We start from the raw sequence: 20650 nt of genomic DNA on the forward strand, positions 1-20650 counted from the left end.
GCCTTTATTAGATCATATGTGCTCTAATTGCGGCGGGAGGAGGCGGACATGACTTCACGAGATGACCGGATCGAAGGTGTGCTGCTGGCGACGGCGGCTGGGGATGCATTGGGCGCGCCGTATGAGTTCCAGCCACCGCGAGGGCCGGAGCTCGACGTCACAATGAGCGGCGGTGGCGTCTGGGCGGCCGGCGAGTGGACGGACGACACCGCGATGGCAATCGCCATCGCCGAAGTGGCGGGCACGGGAGTGGATCTGCGGGAGGAGGCCGCGCAGGACGCGATCGTCTCCCGATGGCTGGAGTGGTCGCGCGGGGCGAAGGACGTCGGCATTCAGACGGGCTCGGTGTTGCGCTCCGCGCGGATCGGTTCTGAGATCACCGCGGAGCGCGCGCGGTCGGCGTCGACGGCGCTGCACCAGGGGAGCGGCCGAACCGCAGGCAACGGGTCGCTGATGCGGACGGCACCGGTGGCGCTGGCCTACCTCGACGATGAGCAGGCGATGGTCGAGGCGGCGCGATCGATCAGCGAGCTGACGCACTTCGATCCGGACGCCGGTGACGCGTGCCTGTTGTGGTGCAGTGCGATTCGGCATGCGGTGCTCACCGGAGAGCTCAATGTCCGAGTCGGACTGAGGCACCTGACGGCGGACCGGCGCGAGCTGTGGTCGGCGCGGCTGGACGCTGCCGAGGCGGGGCGGCCGGCGGACTTCCCGAGCAACGGATGGGTGGTGTCGGCTCTGCAAGCGGCGTGGTCGGCGATCACGATCACCCCTGTGCCTGAGGATGATCCGGCTACGGAGGTGTTTCGCGCTGATCATCTGTGGCTGTCGCTCGACGCGGCGGTGCGGGCCGGGTTCGACACCGACACGGTGGCGGCGATCGCCGGCGGTCTGCTCGGAGCAGCCTATGGCGCATCGGCCATTCCCCTGGAATGGCGGTCGAAGCTGCACGGCTGGCCGGATCTGGATTCACATGGGCTGGTGAACCTGGCGGGGGCGGTGGCCCGGCGCGGGAAGGTGACGGCGTTCGATGGCGCCTACCGCGGGTACCGGACGGGCGCGTTGGTTCCCCATCCGTTCGACGACAAGGTGCTGCTGGGTGGCGTCGGTGCGCTCCATCAGCTCCCCGACGGAGTGGATGCTGTTGTCTCGCTGTGCCGGATTGGTGACGACGATGTCCAGCAGGGCATCCCGCACGTCGAGGTGCGATTGATCGACCGGGAGGACAGTGACGAGAACCCGCACCTGGACTTCGTGCTCCTGGAGGCGGTGCGGGCGGTCGAGCGATTGCGGCAGGATGGCAGAACGGTGCTCCTGCACTGCGTCGAGGCGTTGAGTCGGACGCCTACGGTGGCGGCGCTGTACGGTGCGCGGTTGCGTGGTCTGAGCATGGACGAATCGCTGGATGCCATTACCGATGCACTCCCCCGTGCCAGGCCCAACAGCGCATTGCGAGAGGCGTTGCGGCGGCTCATTCTCACACCGGCTCAGTCGGAGCGACGCTGATGATGATGGCACCCGATAGGGCGGCGGCTTCGGCGAGTGGGAACAAAGTCCAGTCATGCGGCAAGAGCAGTGCAGACGGCCAACGAGACGCCATGTACCTGCTGGCGACGCTGATGGCATCAATCACCGATATGAGCCAATCGATCAAGAGCTCAGATTGCACGTGCCACCCGCACTATCATCCGCCACATGGTGACCGCAAAGCCGAGCCACAGTAATTACTCGGATCTGCTCAGCCAGATCGAGAACGGCACAATCAAGATTCCGCAGTTTCAGCGTGACTTCGTGTGGAGTCGTGCTAAATCTGCGGCCCTGCTTGACAGCATCGTTAAGGGGTACCCTGTCGGCACCTTTATCTTCTGGCATACCGACGAGGTACTCCGTACAGTCCGCAGCATCGGCGGAATCAAGTTCAAGGACAAGCCTGGCGGTAACTACTTCGATTACGTACTTGACGGCCAGCAACGACTGACGAGCCTGTATGCCGCCGTAAAGGGCGCGAAAGTGCAAAGGCCGAAGGGCAAGATCGACGACTTCTCCCAGATTTTCGTTAACCTCGAAGCCAACGAACACGAAGACATTGTGACGGCCGACGCAAGTGACCAAGCCGCAACATACGTTTCGCTCACCGACCTTCTTGGCAGTGCGTTCAAACTCACCCAACAGTTTGACAGCAAATTCCACTCATCCCTAGAGCGGTACAGGGACGCATTCACCACGTACAGCTTCCCCGTCGTGTCGGTGTCGGATGCCGAAATCGACATCGCTACAGACATATTCACACGCATCAACGTAGGCGGAAAGCCTCTCACTCCGTTCGAGATCATCATCGCCAAGACCTACGACGACCGGCGCAAGTTCGACCTTGCCGAGAAGTACGCGCAACTCAACTCCAAATTCGCGAAGGTTGGATATGACAACCTCAACGAAATGACCCCGCTGCAGTTGATCTCGCTACTCACCAAGGGTGATTGTCGGCGGCAGGCAATCCTCAAATTGGACAAAGCGTCGGTCATCAGGCTCTGGGAGCCAGTTACTAGTGCCATCGAACAATCGGTTGACTACTTCAGGGGGACACATGGCGTCGTCGTGTCGCAACTTCTTCCCTACGGCGGGCTCATCGTTCCGTTTGCATACTTCTTCTACAAGACAGCTGGGAAGAAACCCACTGCTGACCAAGCCAAGTTGCTCACCGATTTCTTCTGGCGTTGCAGCCTTGGGGGCAGATACTCCGCCAGTTTTGAAAGCCGGGTGACGGCTGACCTCACAAAGATCAACCAGATACTCAAGGGCCGTTCACCTGACTACGACTGGCCAACGCGCATTGATTCTGAGTTCCTGATCGCCAGTGGCCGCTTCTCTCCATCGCGCGCTTTCGTTAAAGCAGTACTCTGCCTGTACGCATCGTTTCAGCCGCGATCATTCGACAATAATGCTGTTGTCGCGATCGCCAACGATGCGCTTAAGCGCGCGAATAGCCGCAACTATCATCACTTCTTCCCGCGTGCCCACTTGAAGAAATTAGATGTGCCCGACGTGGACGCGAATAACGTCTTCAACATCACAATGATCGATGACCATTTGAACAAGAACCAGATCCGAGCGCGTTCGCCACTTCGGTATATGCAGGAATTCGAGAAGTCGAACCCAGACATGAACCAAACACTGAAATCTCAGCTGATGCCCGACAGCGTCTGGCCAGACATACAGAACGACGACTACCCACATTTCCTCGAGCGACGTGCGGACCGGGTCAGCAAGGAACTACGAAAGCGCATCATTCCGCGAGACGTCGACTCCGAGACTCAGACGGTCGATGACGACGCGGACATCGACGAGGATCTGAGTGTCGAGTACGACTAGCGTTACCGCGCCGCGGGCAAGGGCGAATGCCGACTGGCGTTCGCTTCCGGAGTGCCTGCCGCGGGCTTAGAGGTGAGTAGCGAGGGCCTGCTGCCGGTCATGCTCGATAGCCCGAGCTTTCCCATTGCTAGCCATCCGTCCGGGCCAGCATCTCAGAGAGAAGATGACACAGATGTTGCACCTCTAACACCGACGGCTGCAGTTCGTACGCATGTACGTGGCAGGCTCTACTCAGCCGGTTCCACACCATGGATGCTGTATCGCCGACATCCGGATCCAGCGCCTTGAGCACTAGCAGCTTGCTTCGGGTGTTCGCCGACGGCGCAGAAGCGTCAAGCGCGTCGCATCTGTCATCGATGATCTCCTCCAGCGCACGACGGGCGAGGAACGCCGCTGTACGCGACGACGATCCACGCACGGCGCGACGGGCAAGGATGTGCTGCGCCTGTGCCAACAACTCGGCAGCGGTCACCGCAGCGCCAAGATCGTCTTCACGGTGCGTTCAAGCTCGCGCACCTCGTCTTTGGTAATCCCTTGTGCCTGATGGTGAACGGCATTCGCCAGCCGAAGCGTCCGGTACCTCTCTGGCTTCTCATTGAGCCAACTCTTCAGATCGGCCGTTGCATCTCCCCGCACCGCCAGGGCCAGCTTCGGCGAGGTCTTCTTCGTCGATTGCCAAGAGTCCTCGAACTCCGAGCGTGGGCGGCCGGCCAGAGCCTGTCGACTGAAATAGGTTTGCTTCGAGGCAGACTCAAGAGCCGTTCGGAACATGCCCGGAAGGACCCGTGCTCGGATGTCATCCGGCAGTCGTTCGTCACTGATCAACGCGAAGATGTCACTGACCTGGCGCAGCGCCGGGTTGAGGTTATCGCGCACCGTCACCCTCGACTGCGTTTCCCGGACGACTTCCACCAGGCGGGCGTCGACACCCGTCTCGCGGATCACCGACGCCAGCCGGTCGTCGTGTGAGAACACCACCACCTGGTGTGTGTCCGCAATCCCCTTGAGCACGTCGACGAATCCGTCGATCTTGGCCGGATCCATGGCCTGGATCGGATCATCGAGGACGACAAAGCGGAACGGACTGGCACTCGCGGCGGCCCTCGGCAGGAACAACGCCAACGCCAGTGCGTGCTTCTCGCCCTGGCTCATTACCGACAGCGCAGCCGTGGGCTGCCCGTCCACCGAACCACTCAACGTGGCTTTACGACGGTTAGCCACACCCTCGAGAGTGATCTCCCCCAGGTCAACGTTGCTCTCCTGCCGGAGTTGACCCCAGATCTTGCGTGCTTGTGCGGCAACCGGTTCAAGTCGGAGATTGCGGAACTCTGCGGCGTGCTTCGTGACCCAATTCTTGGCCAACGTCAACGCCTTGACTGCGGCGTCAAGCGCGCGCGCCTGCCGTTCGATCGGCACCCACGCCCCCAGCTGGGCAGCCAGCGGCGCCCATTCGTTCTCCCGCTGTTGCAGTGCCTCCGCCGCCTTCACCCGGAGCGATTCGCCGACGTCGGCGACGGCGAGCAGCCCCGATTCCACATGGTCGGCCAACTCGACGTCGTTGTCGGGGACGACGAGAGCGGCCGTGACCGCCTCGTTGTACGCGTCGAGTTCGACGAGGTCGATGCCTGGGATCGGTTCGATCTTGGCGATCCTCGACAGGAGCGCCCTAGCAGCTGTGCGCGCACCACCCAGTTCTGCTGTGGCGCGTCGATACTCCGCGAGGGTTGCTTCGGCGTCCTTGATGGCGCTGCGGGCGCGTGCGGCCCACGCAGTGTCGAGCGTGCCCTCACCACACACCGGACACGTGTCCTCGGTCGTGACATGCTCGTGGAAACGCAATGCGGCGGTGAGGAGATCGACGCGCAGGCTGGTGCTGTCGGCGACGTTCGTTGCGGCGTCGGCGAGCTTCTGCACCGCGCCTCGTAGACGTGTCGCGGCGGCGTCCATGTCCTCTGGGCTTGGAAGCTGGAGATGAGTCAGCGCCCGCAACGGGCCCACGACAGTTTGGCCGGCTTCGTCGGATCCGGTCGCCAGGGCAAGTACGTCATCGAGGTCGCCCCCCTTCCTGCGCAGCAGTGCGGCCGCCCGTGCTGCGCGTTCATCGTCGCGGTCGGTCAGCAACGCAAGCAAACGTTTCCGCTCGTCGTCGGCCTGTCCTCGGATCGCCTTGGTGGTCTTCAACTCGGTGGCGAGCCATTTCTCGGTATCGGCGAATACTTCGAGGCCGAGCAGCTTCGCAAGGGCGTCGTACAGAGCCGACGGGCCGCCGTCGAAGAGCCGGCCCAACTCGTCGTACGACAGCAGCGGGCGCCACACTTCGAGTGCCCGAGCCCACCCGAGAACGTCAGTGCCGTCGACGTACTTGTCCGACGCGAACTGCGTCCATACCCTCCGGTCGGTCAGATCGGCTTCTGGGTCCCAGTCGATGCCGACCGTTACTGCGCCGCGACCCTGCACCGCAAATCCGATCCGGATGGCTCGTTGCTTCATATGGTGCAGGTTCTGCCAGGCGTCTGCCCACAACACCTGCTTGTTGAGCCATCGGTAGCTGGTGCCGGTCAATGCCAGTTCCAACGCCTCGACAAAGCTGGATTTTCCCGAACCATTTCGACCGCTGATGACAGTCAGGCCAGGCGCAGGATGGAGATCCACCTTGGCCTGCGGGCCGATGCCGCGGAACCCCATGACCGAGATCCCCGTTAGGAACGTCGGCCCGGACTGCTTGGTGTCGGTGGAGGCGGCCTCGTCAGTGACCTGGGCCAGGGCATCGAGCACGCTGTCCTTCACCGATTCGTCGAGCCCGGTGTCCGCATCGAGCATGTCCAGAATGACATCGCGAACCGAACGCTCGACTTCCGGACCGCTTACCGACGAAGCCTCCTCCGAGCTCTCCATGCCTTCGATTGAACTACGGCCAGCCGACATCGCGGGCTCCAACCCCGCGGAAAGGATTCTTTGCTCTCTCCGGCTGCCGGCGCATCGACTCCGGGTCTGGGTCCTCACCTGCCGATCCGCGATCGACGGTGTTGATCTTGACGGCGCGTCGCATAAGGTCGGCCGCGAGGCACAAGGGGGAAGATCGATGTCACTTGTCAGCGACCTGGGCACGAAGGTTTACAGCGGGATGGGACGCGAGGGCGCATCCTTTGTGGAGACCCTCGGCCCGCGGATCGTGACTTCCGGACTTCTCGACGGGCGCTCCACGGTGGCGCCTGCCGAGATGGTCTGGACAGTCGCAGCGGCTGCGGAGTTGATCGACGTCTACGTCGACAGCCCTGACGTCTCCGACGAGTCGTTTGACAACAAGTTACGCAAGCAGGTCAGTGCGGCCACGCGGCAGGCGCGGATTCTCTTCGCCGATCTGATCTTGCTCAATCTGCTCCCACTTGGTGACTACGGCGCGGTAAGGAAACGCGAGCTCATTCGACTGCCAATCGAAGAACTCGATCCGCCGGTGCCCTTGCCACCTGATGTCGACGCGGCGCTTTCACATGGCATGTTCAAGGGCGGCATCGGCTTCAAGAGCGGCCGTTACGCGCGACTTCGGTGGCTCATCACGTTCGCGCACTACGCGTGCAGTCAGCCGATCGACATACGCCGCGAGGCGTTGAGCGACCCGCTGAAGTTCCGGGAGTTCGTGCGTCAAGCACCCGGCGGTACCGAAGCTGCACAACGCCAATCACTGCTCTATCTGGCATTCCCGTGGTTCTATCTGCCGGCTATCATCTCCAGTCAGCGCAGCAAAATCCGTGACGCTTTCGCCGAGGAATGCCTCCCCGACGGGCCGACTGACGACGTCGACGTCGACCTCCATCGCATCTACGCCTCACTGACCCAGAAGGCTGCGGGCCCCGTCGACTTCTACCGCGACCCCGTCTACGAACGACGCTGGAACCCACCCGCACCGCGGGAGAAGCGTGTGTGGATCTTCCAGTCCAATCCCGAGAAGTTCGACCTCCGTGAGCATCTCAGGAGCCCTGACGTCGGCCCGGGCGTCACCGACAGCTGGGTTCTGCGCCAACATGCGGAGGACGTCGCAGAGGGCGACACCGTCCTACTGTGGGTTTCCGGCGCGGACGCGGGAATCTACGCGACCGGCACCATCATCGGAGACGCCTTCACTCGCTCGCGCGAATCGTGGGAAGGTAACGACGCACCTGTCGAAAGCCGTGCGATCGGTTACCGGCTCGACCGAAGTCTGGTCGATCACCCGGTCAGGCGCGAGGACCTGATCAAGCATCCGACCCTGAGTGACCTACAGATCATCAAGCAGCCCAACGGCACCAATTACAAGGTATCCAGCCATGAGTGGGAAATGCTGCGGGCGCTGCTGGACAACCCGCGGTCGCCGGAGCCACCTGCGAAAGCCGATCTCGACTGGCTCACTGGCGAAATCCATTGGAATAAGGATGAAGTCGACGATCTCGTCGAGACCCTACTGACTCGGCGGCCACAGGTGATCCTGGCGGGCCCGCCAGGCACAGGTAAGACATTCGTTGCCGAAAGGGTCGCTGAGCATCTGACGGAAGGACGGCCCGAGGCGGTACAGGTCGTCCAGTTCCATCCGAGTTTCGCCTACGAAGACTTCGTGGAGGGCTTGCGCCCGACGGCTGAGAATGGACAGGTCGCCTTCCGCAACGTCGAGGGCAAGCTGGTCAAGATCGCCGACTACGCCCGCACGGTCGACCACCCAGTCGTGTTGGTGATCGACGAGATCAACCGAGCAAACCTTCCCAGCGTGTTCGGTGAGCTGCTGTACCTGTTGGAATATCGAGGGAAAGCTATTCAGCTGCTGCACCGCGAGAAGTTCTCGCTACCAAGAAATCTGTTCATCATCGGCACGATGAACACGGCGGACAGAAGCATCCGCAGTGTCGATACCGCCCTGCGCCGCCGCTTCGACATCTTCGACTGCGCACCGCGTGAGGAGATCCTCGAACGTTTCTACGACCGCGAAGGCAACCTGTCGGAGGTCGATGACCTGATCGACGGCTTCCAACTGCTCAACGACAAGCTGCGTGGTCACCTCGACCATCACCACACCGTCGGCCACAGCTTCTTCATGCGGGGCACCTACACGGCGAGCGACCTTCGCCGCACCTGGAACCGGCAGATCCTGCCGTTGATCGGCGAGTACTTCTTTGACCAACCCGGACTGGTCGAAGAGTTCGCGTTGGAAGAATTCTGGCCCAGTCAGCGGGTGCCATGAGAACGCTGCGGCTCGTTGAATCTCTCGAGCAGAGGTTGTCTTTGACCGAGGGTGAGGCCGCCGATCTCCGGCAACTCGGCATCGCCCTCGCCTCGCAGAAGCGATGGTGGGGGGAAGACGCAGATTCCGATGACACATCGCAGCGATCGGTGGTGCGGTGCCACAGACTCAACGGATCGGACTACGATGTGCGCGTCTCCGATGCGGTCGGCGTGATCGGCCTCGAGCAGACGCAGCTCATCATCGATCCCAAAATCCCGCTGCAACATCTGCTGTACCTCTTTGGAGAGTCCGACCAGTTCCCGCGCAGCCTGCTCGAGCGAACCCAGCTGGGAACCGATGCGAGCTTCTTCACCGTCGTCGCCACGTGGTTCACGGAAGCATGCGAACAGCTGCTGCGCCGCGGACTGGTGAGCGACTATAGCCGCATCACCGACGATATCGCTTGCGCCCGCGGTCGAATCCATACCGTCGCGACGGCCCGCTCGGTTCTGTCAGGGCGCCCGCGAATCCGCTGTGACTACGACGTCAGGAGCGAGGACACGAGCCTGAACCGAATCGTCAAGGCTGCAATCCTGAAGCTTCTGAACGCAGCGGCCTTGTCGGAGCAATTACGCGCACGATGCCGACGGATCCAGTACCGACTCAGTGACGTCGGTGCACTTCGCCCCGGGGACATGAGGGCGAGGCCCGATCTGCTCACCCGGGCCTACCGGGATGTGCACCCGCTGGCGCTGATGATCCTGGAAAGCAGCAACATCGCAATGAACGGCGGAAACCGCGCGCTGTGGACCTTTCTGTGTCGGACACCAGAGCCGGTGGAAGCCGGGGTGCGGAATTGCCTGTCGCAGCGGCTCGGATCGCGGTGGCCGATCACCAAGCGCGGCCTGACGTTGGCCGGCGACTTCAAGCGAGTCCTCAACCCGGACTTGGTCTTCGGAAGTATTGCAGCGGTGGGTGACGTCAAGTACAAGGTGACGTCTGACGGTTCGATCGCGCGCGCGGACCTGAATCAGATCACAACCTTTGCGACTGGTTACCGGGTTGCGAAAGCCGTTGTCGTCGGGTTCGGCACCCAGGAGGTCGGCGAGATTGTCCGCGTCGGGCCCGTGGAGGTCAGTGGCTTCAACTGGAACGACAAAGATGACAATCCCCTGCGCGCAGCAGATCGCCTGGCTCGGAATATCGAAAGTTCGCTGGAAAGCGGCGCCTTCATGGGGCTGCCATACTCGGCGTAGGTACAGGACCCGGTGAGTGCTGGGCGTGAACGGGCCGCACCGGCGCTATCGACCGGCAATGATGTTACGAGGAGTCGAACGTCGGGAGGATGACTCCCGGCGGAACAGCGATCTGAGCCACGGATCCCACACCGGGCGGCTGGTTTCTGAACACCACGACAGTGCGCGGCGCGTTGGTCTGCGACAACGCCACATCGAGGGCGAACCCCGGGGTGTCGTCATCGAGGTCGATGTTCAGATAGACCGAGTGGCGGCGCTCGAAGGTGGCAACGCTCGACCAGTTTGTCGGCGACGAAGTGGCCCTCGTTGCGATATTCCGCCAACGCGGCGGCATCCCGCGACTGGTTGTTGTCCCGCTTCATGAGTTCGATCGCCATCAACACAGGCCCGGTCACCATGAGGCCCGCCGCTTGGAAGACCGCAGACACCACGGCGAGGACGTCGAGCACTCTGGCTGCGGGTTGTGTGTTGTCGACGACGTAGTGCAGGACGTATCCGCGTCGGGTCAATTCCCGTATCAAGTTCCCGGCGCTGGCCGAAATGTATTGTCCAACAGCGGAAGACCAGTGGAAGTCGTAGAAACAGGACTTGTACAGGTCATCGGCCATAAAGAATGCCGTGGCCACAAGCCAGCCGTCGTCGAGGCCGTGAGCCAGGGCACTGACCCGTTGGCTCAGCTCTGACAGTGATTTGATCGATCCGGCCCGGTGAGCGATTCAAGCCGATCGGCGCCCGCCATGATCGCCCTTGACCTCGCATCCCACACCAGCGCCAGTGAGAAAAGATCCCATTCGACGCACCGGCGGCGGGCTGCCGTCGGTACTCATGTCACGCCTCCTGATGGGGATAAGCTTCTGCAGCCTCGGTCTGTCGCGCCGCGGTGTCGACAAACGCGTTGAGTGTCGAGATGAGCCGCATGTCTTCAACCGTGCGCGCCCGGGTATCCAACAGCGCGTTGGTGCAGACCAGGTAAGCCAGGCAGCGGGCCCGGCTCACCGCGACGTTGAGGCGGTTGCGCGAAAACAGGAACTCCACTCCGCGTGTCATATCGTCGCCGCTGGAGGTCGCCATGCTGAAGAAAACCACCGCCGCTTCGCGGCCCTGGAATTTGTCCACTGTCCCCACTGGGACGTCCGAAAGTCCTGCGACCGCTTGAAGTCGCGTCCTGATGGTGTTGACCTGAAGGTTGTACGGCGCGACAACCATGAAATCGCTTGACTGCAGGTCCTTTTTCCCGCCCACATGATTCGTCCACGGTGTGCCGATCAGCCGGGATATCTCCTCGGCGATCGCGTCAGCCTCCTCTCCCGACCACTTGCGGTTGTCCTCGTGATCCACGCGCAGCCATCGCAGCCCGGTTCCCGCCGCTGTCGACTGTTGTGCACAGTCAGGGTGGCTGTGCAGACGGCCGTCGTAGATCTGCCTGGAGATGAACTCGCAGACGTCTGGATGCATCCGTCGGGTCTGCTCTAGGAAGACGCCGCGGTCTGGCGGCAGGAGGACTTCCTCGCCCACAATGTGGTCCAGAACGCTGCGCCCCGAGATGCCGGGATGGCTGGCCCGGGCCACCTGAGGCAGCTGCAGCGGATCGCCCAGCAGCACCAGACTGTGGGCCGAACCCGACGCTGCCAGCGCATCGGCGAGAGCCAACTGACCGGCCTCATCGACCAACAACACATCCACTGGAGCGTCCCGCATGAGCTGGCTGGAGAAAAGCCAGGTGGTTCCGGCCACCACGTTGAATCCGTCGCGGGCGCATTTCTTGTTGTCTCCGTATGTGACGTCCTGCAGTCGTACCACCGAGCTCGTACCCGCGTTGCAGACCGCGCGTAACAAGTCAAGTTCGCCTGCCTCTGTGAAAGCTTCTACGACACCCTTGAGGAGATTGGCAATCGCGTGATGGCTGAGGGCGGTGATGCCCACCCGTTGGCCGGCCCGCACCAATGCCCGAATCAACCGCGCTGCGCGGTAGGTCTTTCCGGTGCCGGGTGGGCCCTGCACGGCGACGAAGCTGCGATCGAGTTGAGTAACCCATGACGTCATGTCGTCGAGATCGTCGGCGAACACTCGGCCAGATCGGCCGTCGGTAAGACACGGAAGGTCACGTCGCAGCAGCCCTAGCGTGACCGGGTGATGAGCGCGGCCGTCGAGCAGGTCGGCGGCGAAATCCCGCAGCGCCTCAAACTTCAGCGTCGCGTCCACCCAGTCGTGCAGGACGACCGCCCGGGGAAGACAGCCAGCCTCCCGAAGCTGCTGGTTCCACAGGAGGTCGAGGGTCCCCGTGCTGCGATTCAACTCGACGATGTTGGCGTACAGGCGTTCACCCGCGGGAGTAGCGAACATGACTGTCCCGCTGCTCTGGGTGAACCGGTCGAGGTCCTGCCGGGGGTAGACGAATCGCATCGCCGGTGTCAGCACCTTGTCGTTCTTGCCGGTGCGTTCGATCGGGCCGACGACGCTCAGGGCGGCAATCGTCTCGGGATCATCGAGAAGGTCCAGCGGGTCCGCGGCCTGTTTGACCTTCTTGGGCGCGAGGTAGGCGAACCATTCGTCACGCCAGTAGCAAAGCAGATCGCCCAAGTTGTGTTCGTCTGTGCTAGAAGGAGACTCGTGCAGCCTGGCAATGGTTTCGTCGAGTTCCGGCAATTCAGCGTCGGGTTCGGTGATGGCCGGTCGCCAAGGCATCTCGGGTGGGCGGTGGTCGACCAGCCAGTCCCGCAGCGCGAGAGTGGCCCGCACGTCATCTTCGTTGTAGGCGGCGATAGCGTCGAGATCAATCTGGTTGGGCTCGGCCATGTAACGCTCGTACCGGACGACGGCTCCAGCACCCTGATCGATCTCATGACGACGTTCGAAGTCGGTGAGCCGCTCTAGGTGCTTCAGACCGTAGGACTCGGTTCCGACTTGAATGCTGTTACGCGCCACAAGCAGCAGGTCGACAAATGCGCCGGTGTCAATGAGCTCGGCCAGCGCAAGCTCTGCGACACCGTGGGTTTCGGCCATCCGCTGCAGTGCTGACCGTTCGGTGTGGTTGTAGTGGTAGACGTGCATGCCGGGGAACTGCTCGCGCCGACGGGCGAGATAGTCGACCAACTCGTCGATCGAAGCGGCCTCCTGGGACGGGTCGTGTGCCCACCAGCAGCGGTACTGCCACTGGCCGCCCAATTGTTCCACGAGACCGAACAGGAAGAACAACCCAGTGTCGGCGCGCCAGAAGGGATGGCCCTCGAAGTCGAGGAAGACATCACCGTCGTCGGGTTGCGGGAGCGACTCAAATCCACGCCCCCAGGGAGCTTCGCCCGGTTCGATCAGTTCGAACGGCGGTGGACCTTCGGAGGTCTGCCGCGCGGCGAGCTGCAGTGCCGCCTGCCTGCGGAGTCGGGTCAGACGGTCGGGTGCCAGACCGTCCACGGGCCCGTCGCCAGTGGCTAGAGCGGTTAGGGTGGCAATGTCCGCCTCGACCAACGCGGTCCTGTCGGGTTTACGGATGCCGGCCAGGTAAATCAGCGAGTCGTCTTCGCGCCATTGCATCTCACACGTGGGCTTGAATTCGCAGAACTCACAGTGCACGCAGGGCTCGGCGACCGTGCCGTCCTCCGGTCCCCCAGCCAGTGCCAACGCGAGTTGCCCTTGCATTCGACGCCAGTACGGCTGGAAATCGTCAACGCGCAGCTGCTCCATGCGCCCCGATCCCAACGAGATGTGCACGTGCTCCGGACGCCGACCGGTCAACGCTTCGATGGCATCGGCATAGAAACACAACTGCAGCACGTGGCCGGGCTTGGCTTCGGTGCGGGTGAGCTTGGCGTCAACCGGTTCATAGCTCACTTCCCCGGTTTCCGGATCCTGCACCCGCACCACGAAGTCGGCGACACCACGAATCCCGCTGTGGACGAACGGCATCTGGTAGACGACGTCATTCTCACCGTCCAGTGGGTTCCCGACGCTCGCCACCCACGACGAGAAGCTCTGTCCCTCGACTTTCTGCGGCACCTCCAGGACCGACCTACCTTGATGCCGGTAGTCGGCAAGACAGTCCTGCTCGTGGGTCAGACCCTTCTTGACCAGCAGCTCGGCGAATGATCCGAACCGCGATTCCGGCCGCGGCATCGTGCCGTCATCGTTCCGCGCGGACAGGCTCAGATAGTGCGGGCAGTCCAGCCACGCCGTCACCTTGGACGGAGTCAGCAGGCGTTCCGGCGCGGATGCTTCGGTCATCAGTACAACTCCGCGCCGTTCGCCGGGCCGACTCTGTCTCGCTTCTCGGGCGCGGCGTCATCGGCAACACCCGTCCGCACCCGGCGTTCGATTCCCCTGGCCTGATGCAGCACCCCGGCAACAGTGACGGTCACGATGACATACCTCCCCAGTCTGTCAGTTCGATGGTAGCCAGCCCGGCCGACATCAGTCGCAAAAGGGAGATTTGCCGCGTTCGAAGCTGTAGCTGACGCGGCAGAGGTGCCAATCTGCCCCGACGCTGCCGGCTAAGTCCGGCGGAACAGTGCGGCCGGGCGGCCCCGACCGCGGCGCGTGAGGATGCCGGCCGCGACGAGCTGGGGTTCCATCGTGCGGCGGAACCAGTCTCGTTGCAGCTCGCGCCCAGCGACCTGCTGGTGCACCAGCCACAGGTCGCGGATCGTAAACTCCTCGCCGAGTAGGTTGTCCGGGTCGGGGCACTCGGCATAACGGGTACGCACATGGTCGACAGCGCGGGCGATGATGTCGGTGTGGTCGTAGGGCAGCCGGCCCGGGCTGTGCACCGGCATCAACCGGGTGGTCTCGGGAAGCCGGTTCTCCAGCCGATCGAGTCGCACGACGTCGACATGGGCGACCGACAGCACCCAGCCGCGGTCGTCGCGGCCGGGGTCGTCGAACACGTGCAGCTGCCGGGGGTGCAGGCCCCGCACGTGGGCCTTGGTCCACAGTGAGCGGTCGACCGCGTCGGCGAACCTCTCGCCCTCGTGCAGGAAGGTTCCCGGAAGACCCCAGCGACGGCGGGTTTCGCGTCGCACCTGCAGGACCACCAGGCCGAGGTCGTCGTCGAGGGTGAGCACGGCGGTGTCGACTGCCACCGACGGTCGGGGGTAGTCGGTCAGCGCGCGTCCGCTGCTGTCTCGGTACTCACGGGCACTCATGTCAGGGCCATCGCGTACAGTGACCTTATTAGCGCAGATTCGCTCTAATTTGATACGGGGGTGGTTGGCATGGCATCACGGGATGACCGGATCGAAGGGGTGCTGGCGACAGCGGCAGGCGATGAACTGGGCGCGCCGTACGAGTTCCAGCCGCCGCGCGGGCCCGAGCTCGACGTGGTGATGGCCGGCGGCAGCCCATGGGAAGCCGGCGGGTGGACCGACGACACCGCGATGGCCATCGCCATCGCCGAGGTGGCCGCCACGGGTGCGGACCTGCGGGACGACGCGGCGCAGGACGCGATTGTCTCGCGCTGGCGTGAGTGGTCCCGCGTGGCCAAAGACGTTGGATCTAGACCAGCTCGGTGCTGCACTCGGCAACGACAGACGGTGCGATAACCGCGCAGCTTGCGCGCACGGCGTCAGCGAAGCTGACCAGTGGACCGGGCGCAGCGCGGGCAACGGTCCGCTGATGCGGACCGCTCCGGTCGCGCTGGCGTACCTCGATGACGAGGCAGCCTTCGCGGCGGCGGCGCGGGCCATCAGCGGGCTCACTCATTACGACCCCGATGCCGGCGATGCGTGCGTGTTGTGGTGCAGCGCGATTCGCCATGCCGTGCTGACCGGGGAGCTCGACGTTCGCGTCGGATTGCGCCCTCTGGACTTCGAGCGTCGTGCGGTGTGGGCGCAGTCTGGACGTCGCCGAGGTCGCGCGGCCGGCGGACTTCCCAAACAACGGCTGGGTGGTGACGGCGCTGCAGGCCGCGTGGTCGGCGATCGCGACGACGCCCGTGCCCGAGGACGATCCCGCGGCCGGTGTGTGCCGTGCCGATCATCTGCGGTTGTCGCTGGACGCGGCGGTGCGCGCCGGGTTCGACACCGACACGGTCGCCGCGATCGCCGGCGGGCTGCTCGGCGCCGCCCATGGCGCGTCGGCGGTGCCGCTACAGTGGCGCGCTCTGCTGCACGGCTGGCCCGGCATGTCGGCACGCGAGCTGACGAGCATGGCCCGCTCGATCGCCCGCCGCGGAAAGCCGGACACCTTCGACCCGCGGTATCCGGGGTACCGGGTTGGCGCGCTGGTGGCGCACCCGTATGACGAGAAGGTGCTGCTGGGTGGGATCGGCGCGTCGCACAGTCTGCCGACGGGGTAGATGCAGTGGTGTCGCTGTGCAGGATCGGCGAATGACGCCGTTCGTCGCGACATCCCGCACTTCGAGGTGCGGTTGATCGACGTCGCTATGCCGACGAGGATCCGCACCTGGGCTTCGTCCTGATGGAGCCGGTGAAGGCGGTCAAGCGGTTCCGCGAGGACGCAAGTCCGTACTGGTGCACTGCGGAGAGGCGCACAGTCCGACGCTCAGCGTCGCTGCGCTGTACGGCGCACGGCTGCGAGGCGTCACGACCGACGGGGTGATGCGAGCGGTGACTGACGTCCTGCCGGACGCTTCGCCCAATTCCGCGTCTCGAGAAGTGTTGCGCAGATTGGGTGTTCAGGCCGCATCCGGCGTGACAGCTGATATGTAGGGACTGTTTGTCAAGGGTCAGGTGAAAGCCGCCCCGGTTCTGTGGCCGGGGCGGCTCTCGTTTGATCGGCGCCCAGTCGGTGCTTCGGCGGTCGTTGGTCAACGACGGTGGTGTCAGACTGATATGCGCGGGTTGGGTACCGCAAGACGATGGTTCGGCGCGAACGGTGGCTGCTCTCTAGAAACGGGCGTCACATCAGTATCCGGTCAATGCTGTTGTTGCTCATAGCTGTAACGCAGATCCAGTTCGCTTACCTCGCCGTCGACCGGCAGGTTTCGATCAAGTTCGGGTGATCGCCCCGCTACGTCAGCGTGGCTAGTGACCAGCACCAGCCGGCCAGCTCGCGGGCGATCGCGACGTTGGCCACTACGTGCGGTTTCTTGCGTTCGTTGAACCGACACCACTGCTGGTGCAGGCGTCGGTTGCCGGCATGCCCGCGATCCTTGAGCGCTGGGTCGACCTTGGCCCAGCGGGCTCGCATCGTCGGCCCGGGATTGCGGTAGACCGCCCGGTGGTGCCAGGCCGATTCGATCAACAGCCTCCGGACGTGGGCATTACCGGCCTTGGTGATCGAACCCTGCACCCGCGAGGACCCCGAGGAGTACTCGGTGGGCACCAATCCGACGTAGGCGCCGATCGAGGATCCGGTGAAGCGTGTCCAGTCGCTGATCTCCACGGTCAACGCCAGACCGGTCAACGCTGAGACGCCTCGCAAGCAGCCCAGTCGGTCGACCGGATCGGCCCATCGCGGCGAGGCCGCGACCGTGAGGATCTGTTCGTCAAGACGATCCCTGGCCGCGGTCGTGGAGAGCACCGCGTCGAAGTGGTGATCGAAGGCGGCCGTGGTGTGGGGATCGTCGAACCGTTGGCGTCGAAGCCAGGTCTCGTGCACGGTGGTCCAGGCTCGACCACCGGAGTACACCCGGCCCTGACGCAACAGCAGTTTCGAGAGCCGGTGCCGCACGCGCATCAGATCGGCGCGGGCGTCTTCACGAGCGCGGACCAGATCCCGCACCGCTTCCACTTCTGCGTCGGGCACCGTGACCGCGGTGATCTCGCCCAATCGCAGCAGCCGGGTCAGATGCGCGGCGTCGCGGGCATCGGTCTTGACCCGATCCCCGGCCAGGGCGGACCAGCTTCGACGGTGCGGCCACCACGCAGTCGATCTGAGCATCAATCAGCGCCCTTGCCAGGCCGAACCCCGTCGGCCCCGCCTCGTAAGCCACCCGCACCGGCCCACGCAGCCGATGCAACCAGTCGAGGATCTCGCTGTGATCGGGACACAACCGTGCCCGTTCGACGTGACCCGTCTCCTCGTCGACGGCATGCGCAACCACCGAAAGCGCGAGCACATCCAATCCCACACTCGTACCGTTGAAACTCACCGGAGGCCTCCTGATCTGCAACTGTGGCTCTACTGGTACGAGTGTTCACTCGTCACCAGCAACCCACGTCCGATTGCAGCCCGAGGCCTTCGGCCCCGAGTCAGCCCCCATACCGTCTAGCTCGATACGAGAAGGCAACGGTGGCTGATTCGATCGCGGAGGATTACGACGCCATCGGCGATGTCTACGGATACGCCGACAAGCTGGAAGATTTGATCACTGCGCTGAGCTACCAGCGTACAGACGAATCCGGTGAGTATCGCCCCCTCGTCGCCAGGCCGTCTTCGTGGGTGACTTGACGCGAGTAGTCACGATCTCCTAGTGCCGTGCGGCAACCGCCGATTGTCAGCCCGATCCCGTAGGTTCTCACCATGGCGCCAACCACTCCACCCTCACCAGTCCGCCGCAGGGTCGGCATCGATCGGCCGAACGGTCTCGGCGTATTTGGCGCCAACATGGCGCGGCCTTTTCATCGCTGGTATCCATTCGTGGAAGGGTATAGCGCTGACCTCGTCGAGCGAGCTCTCATCGAACAGACGGCAGATGGGACAGTCCTCGATCCATTCGGCGGCTCAGGGACCACGGCGCTGGCGGCGGCGATGCTTGGACGCGATTCGGTTTTCGCTGAAGTCAATCCCTACATGGCATGGGTCGCCGATGTGAAAGTTAATCAGTCACGTCGTGTAGCCGCGGAGGGGACTACCGACGAACTTCGGGCACTGGCGGATGAGCTATCGGGAAATCTACCTCCCGCCGACGAAAACCATCCGCTGCTAGTTGCCGACCGTCGCCGAGGTTACTTTCCACCCGGGGTCGGTGAGCAAGCAGTCTCCATACACGCAGTCATTGAGAAGGTTCTGTCAGGCGGTGCTCGCGAAGTTGCAAGACTAGCGCTTGGAAGCTCTCTCGTGCCAGCAAGTAACATGGTGCGCCGCACGGATTTGCGCAAGCGCGTTGCCAGTGACCCCGCTCCTAATAGTCTGATCGCCACGGTCGCCGAACGTCTTCGCAACTTTGGGCAGGACATCGACGGAAGCGCGCGAGCAATCAAAGGATCAGTAAAGCAAATCGCCGGCGATGTTAGGGACACGTGGACCGAAGATCCACGTGTTTCAGTGGTCGTCACTTCTCCGCCTTATCTAAACGGCACGAACTACTGCCGAAATACTAAACTCGAGCTGTTGGCATTGGGTTTCATCGCGAGCGAGCGTGAACTTATGAACTTGCGTGTCTCGATGATTTCTGCGGGTATAAACAACGTTTCGAAGCGGCGAAGTCAGCCTAAGATCATCGATTGCGTGGAATCAGTGGCTCAGCAACTCGATCAAGTCGCTTATGATATGCGGATTCCGACCTTAGTGCGGACTTACTTTTCGGATATGAGCGATGCACTCGCGCAAGTTCGCCGCTATGCGGTAGACGGGGCTCGTATGTACTTCGACATTGGCGACAGCCGCTATTGCAGCATTCATGTTCCGACTCACACGATCCTTCGACAGATAGCGGAGGCCGAAGGTTGGCGATTCTTAGATGAAGAAGTACTGCGCACTCGTCGCTCCTACGACGGCTCTCAGCTTACACAGGTTCTTATGCATTTTGAGGCTGTCTGAATGAGCACGACACTATTCGATCTTTTTCAGCAGCCGAATAAAGGTGACTCTATAGCGGCCCGAGCACAGCAGTTCTGCGAGATCGCTCCATATCGCGAAGCTGAATTCAGCAAGCGCAACTGGGGCGGTCCGTTGCATTCGCTGTGCTCGTACCAGGGCAAGCTTAAGCCGTCAATCGCGCATTTCCTAGTTCAGTGGTTTACCGAACCAGGACATCGGGTGCTAGATCCGATGTCCGGCGTCGGCACTATCCCACTTGAAGCGCGCCGGCTTGGGCGGGTTGGCATAGCCTCTGATCTGAGCCCCTTGGCTGACGCCGTCTCACGCGCCAAGCTCGAAATATTCAGCAATGCCGACGTATGGCGAGGACTCCACGATCTCGAGGTGTACCTCAAGGATCCCGAACAAGAGCCAGACATCAGAACCGCGGCCTTCGGGCTTAACGGCCCGATTTCGGCCTACTTTCATGAGGACACCTTGCGAGAGATTTTGCTTGCACGGCAATATTTCCTGAACGCACAGATTCATGTTCCAGACTCGGCGCGAGATGTAATAAAGAGCAGCCTTCTGCACATACTCCATGGCAACCGCCCATATGCACTGTCCCGCAGATCGCACCCAGTGACGCCATTCGCACCGACGGGACCCGCTGTCTACCGACCGGTGGTGGACGCCTTGCGCAAGCGTTTAGAAAGGATATTGCCGCACTTGAATGCGCTTGAGCTTCATGGCTCGGCTGGGCGAGCTTACTTGTCCGACTTTCGAAATCTTGGACTGGATGAGCCGGTTGATGCCGTCATGACGTCACCGCCGTTCTCTAAAAGTATTCGATTTTGGACCAGCAACTGGATGCGGTTGTGGTTTGCCGGTTGGGACCCGGCCGATTTCAAGACCGAGCCTAAAAAGTTCCTCGAAGTCGAGCAGAAGGACCACTTTGGAGCCTACGGCGAATTTGCGGAGTCAATGTCCCGCGTCCTGAAGCCAGGTGGACTCCTGATAATGCACCTCGGCGAAACGGCGACTGTCAATATGGCCACCTCGATCCAGCCCTTACTTTCGGAGCATTTCGATATCTGCTTCGCCGGGCGTGAATCAGTGACGGATACGGAGAGCCACGGTCTCCGCGACAAAGGGTCGACAGTCGCGCATTGGTACATCTTCGCAACTTCGAGGGGCTGAG

Annotated in this window: 15 protein-coding genes and 2 pseudogenes; 10 read left to right on the forward strand and 7 right to left on the reverse strand. The window is 62.7% G+C overall.

Features of this window, described 5'->3' with window-relative positions:
• Positions 1-48: 48 nt before the first annotated feature.
• Positions 49-1506 (forward strand): ADP-ribosylglycohydrolase family protein, encoded by a 1458-nt coding sequence (locus tag G6N45_RS00215; protein WP_163719676.1) that lies wholly within the window; start codon positions 49-51, stop codon positions 1504-1506.
• 189 nt (positions 1507-1695) lie between these two features.
• Positions 1696-3369, forward strand: a complete 1674-nt coding sequence (locus tag G6N45_RS00220) for a GmrSD restriction endonuclease domain-containing protein (protein ID WP_163719679.1) — start codon at positions 1696-1698, stop codon at positions 3367-3369.
• A gap of 127 nt (positions 3370-3496) precedes the next feature.
• Here the strand turns inward: G6N45_RS00220 and G6N45_RS00225 are convergent, their stop codons facing one another.
• Entirely contained in the window at positions 3497-3841 is a 345-nt protein-coding gene (locus tag G6N45_RS00225) for a hypothetical protein (protein WP_163719681.1), read from the reverse strand.
• On the reverse strand, positions 3838-6264 hold the full coding sequence (locus G6N45_RS00230; protein ID WP_163719684.1) for an AAA family ATPase: 2427 nt from the start codon (positions 6262-6264) through the stop codon (positions 3838-3840). Before G6N45_RS00230 ends, G6N45_RS00225 begins: the two co-directional genes overlap by 4 nt.
• Between G6N45_RS00230 and G6N45_RS00235 the strand changes: the two genes are divergently transcribed.
• Positions 6197-8578 carry an McrB family protein gene (locus G6N45_RS00235; protein ID WP_220100589.1) on the forward strand — a complete coding sequence of 794 codons (2382 nt, stop codon included), beginning with the start codon at positions 6197-6199 and terminating at the stop codon, positions 8576-8578. The genes G6N45_RS00230 and G6N45_RS00235 overlap by 68 nt on opposite strands.
• Positions 8575-9816, forward strand: coding sequence for an McrC family protein (locus G6N45_RS00240; RefSeq protein WP_163719693.1), 1242 nt, complete (start codon positions 8575-8577; stop codon positions 9814-9816). Before G6N45_RS00235 ends, G6N45_RS00240 begins: the two co-directional genes overlap by 4 nt.
• A gap of 218 nt (positions 9817-10034) precedes the next feature.
• Here G6N45_RS00240 and G6N45_RS27920 read toward each other — a convergent pair whose 3' ends face one another.
• The 4 genes from G6N45_RS27920 to G6N45_RS00255 form a co-directional block, all read right to left on the reverse strand.
• Positions 10035-10424 (reverse strand): hypothetical protein, encoded by a 390-nt coding sequence (locus G6N45_RS27920; RefSeq protein ID WP_246228824.1) that lies wholly within the window; start codon positions 10422-10424, stop codon positions 10035-10037.
• Between the two features lie 220 nt (positions 10425-10644).
• Complete coding sequence (locus tag G6N45_RS00250; protein WP_163719696.1) at positions 10645-14034, reverse strand: TM0106 family RecB-like putative nuclease; 3390 nt, start codon at positions 14032-14034, stop codon at positions 10645-10647.
• Positions 14034-14168: a hypothetical protein gene (locus G6N45_RS28210; RefSeq protein ID WP_264058518.1), complete on the reverse strand. Its 135-nt coding sequence runs from the start codon at positions 14166-14168 to the stop codon at positions 14034-14036. The genes G6N45_RS00250 and G6N45_RS28210 overlap by 1 nt, the downstream gene beginning before the upstream one ends.
• A gap of 132 nt (positions 14169-14300) precedes the next feature.
• Positions 14301-14951, reverse strand: coding sequence for an NUDIX hydrolase (locus G6N45_RS00255; protein WP_163719698.1), 651 nt, complete (start codon positions 14949-14951; stop codon positions 14301-14303).
• 69 nt (positions 14952-15020) lie between these two features.
• Between G6N45_RS00255 and G6N45_RS28215 the strand changes: the two genes are divergently transcribed.
• The 3 genes and pseudogenes from G6N45_RS28215 (at position 15021) to G6N45_RS28220 (ending at position 16102) form a co-directional block, all read left to right on the forward strand.
• Entirely contained in the window at positions 15021-15347 is a 327-nt protein-coding gene (locus G6N45_RS28215) for an ADP-ribosylglycohydrolase family protein (protein WP_264058521.1), read from the forward strand.
• Positions 15348-15420: 73 nt separating this feature from the next.
• Positions 15421-15543, forward strand: a pseudogene (locus G6N45_RS28345) (ADP-ribosylglycohydrolase family protein); the annotation flags it as partial.
• Positions 15544-15622: 79 nt separating this feature from the next.
• A complete protein-coding gene (locus G6N45_RS28220; RefSeq protein ID WP_264058525.1) occupies positions 15623-16102 on the forward strand; it encodes an ADP-ribosylglycohydrolase family protein in 480 nt (159 codons plus the stop codon).
• A gap of 674 nt (positions 16103-16776) precedes the next feature.
• On the opposite strand, the pseudogene G6N45_RS00265 reads toward G6N45_RS28220, so the two are convergent.
• Positions 16777-17860: pseudogene (locus tag G6N45_RS00265) on the reverse strand (IS110 family RNA-guided transposase).
• A gap of 140 nt (positions 17861-18000) precedes the next feature.
• Between G6N45_RS00265 and G6N45_RS00270 the strand changes: the two are divergent.
• The 3 genes from G6N45_RS00270 to G6N45_RS00280 all read left to right on the forward strand — a co-directional run bounded on the left by G6N45_RS00270 (position 18001) and on the right by G6N45_RS00280 (position 20649).
• On the forward strand, positions 18001-18159 hold the full coding sequence (locus G6N45_RS00270) for a hypothetical protein (protein WP_163719700.1): 159 nt from the start codon (positions 18001-18003) through the stop codon (positions 18157-18159).
• 72 nt (positions 18160-18231) lie between these two features.
• Positions 18232-19470, forward strand: a complete 1239-nt coding sequence (locus G6N45_RS00275) for a DNA methyltransferase (protein ID WP_163719701.1) — start codon at positions 18232-18234, stop codon at positions 19468-19470.
• On the forward strand, positions 19471-20649 hold the full coding sequence (locus tag G6N45_RS00280; protein ID WP_163719703.1) for an SAM-dependent methyltransferase: 1179 nt from the start codon (positions 19471-19473) through the stop codon (positions 20647-20649). It begins immediately after the preceding gene.
• Position 20650: the final 1 nt, after the last annotated feature.

The organism is Mycolicibacterium psychrotolerans (assembly GCF_010729305.1).
GTDB lineage: Bacteria > Actinomycetota > Actinomycetes > Mycobacteriales > Mycobacteriaceae > Mycobacterium > Mycobacterium psychrotolerans.

Coding starts and splice junctions, on each gene's coding strand:
- G6N45_RS00215 (WP_163719676.1), top strand. CDS start 49: ATGACTTCACGAGATGACCGGATCGAAGGTGTGCTGCTGGCGACGGCG.
- G6N45_RS00220 (WP_163719679.1), top strand. CDS start 1,696: ATGGTGACCGCAAAGCCGAGCCACAGTAATTACTCGGATCTGCTCAGC.
- G6N45_RS00235 (WP_220100589.1), top strand. CDS start 6,197: ATGACATCGCGAACCGAACGCTCGACTTCCGGACCGCTTACCGACGAA.
- G6N45_RS00230 (WP_163719684.1), bottom strand. CDS start 6,264: ATGGAGAGCTCGGAGGAGGCTTCGTCGGTAAGCGGTCCGGAAGTCGAG.
- G6N45_RS00240 (WP_163719693.1), top strand. CDS start 8,575: ATGAGAACGCTGCGGCTCGTTGAATCTCTCGAGCAGAGGTTGTCTTTG.
- G6N45_RS27920 (WP_246228824.1), bottom strand. CDS start 10,424: ATGGCCGATGACCTGTACAAGTCCTGTTTCTACGACTTCCACTGGTCT.
- G6N45_RS00250 (WP_163719696.1), bottom strand. CDS start 14,034: ATGACCGAAGCATCCGCGCCGGAACGCCTGCTGACTCCGTCCAAGGTG.
- G6N45_RS00255 (WP_163719698.1), bottom strand. CDS start 14,951: ATGAGTGCCCGTGAGTACCGAGACAGCAGCGGACGCGCGCTGACCGAC.
- G6N45_RS28215 (WP_264058521.1), top strand. CDS start 15,021: ATGGCATCACGGGATGACCGGATCGAAGGGGTGCTGGCGACAGCGGCA.
- G6N45_RS00275 (WP_163719701.1), top strand. CDS start 18,232: ATGGCGCCAACCACTCCACCCTCACCAGTCCGCCGCAGGGTCGGCATC.
- G6N45_RS00280 (WP_163719703.1), top strand. CDS start 19,471: ATGAGCACGACACTATTCGATCTTTTTCAGCAGCCGAATAAAGGTGAC.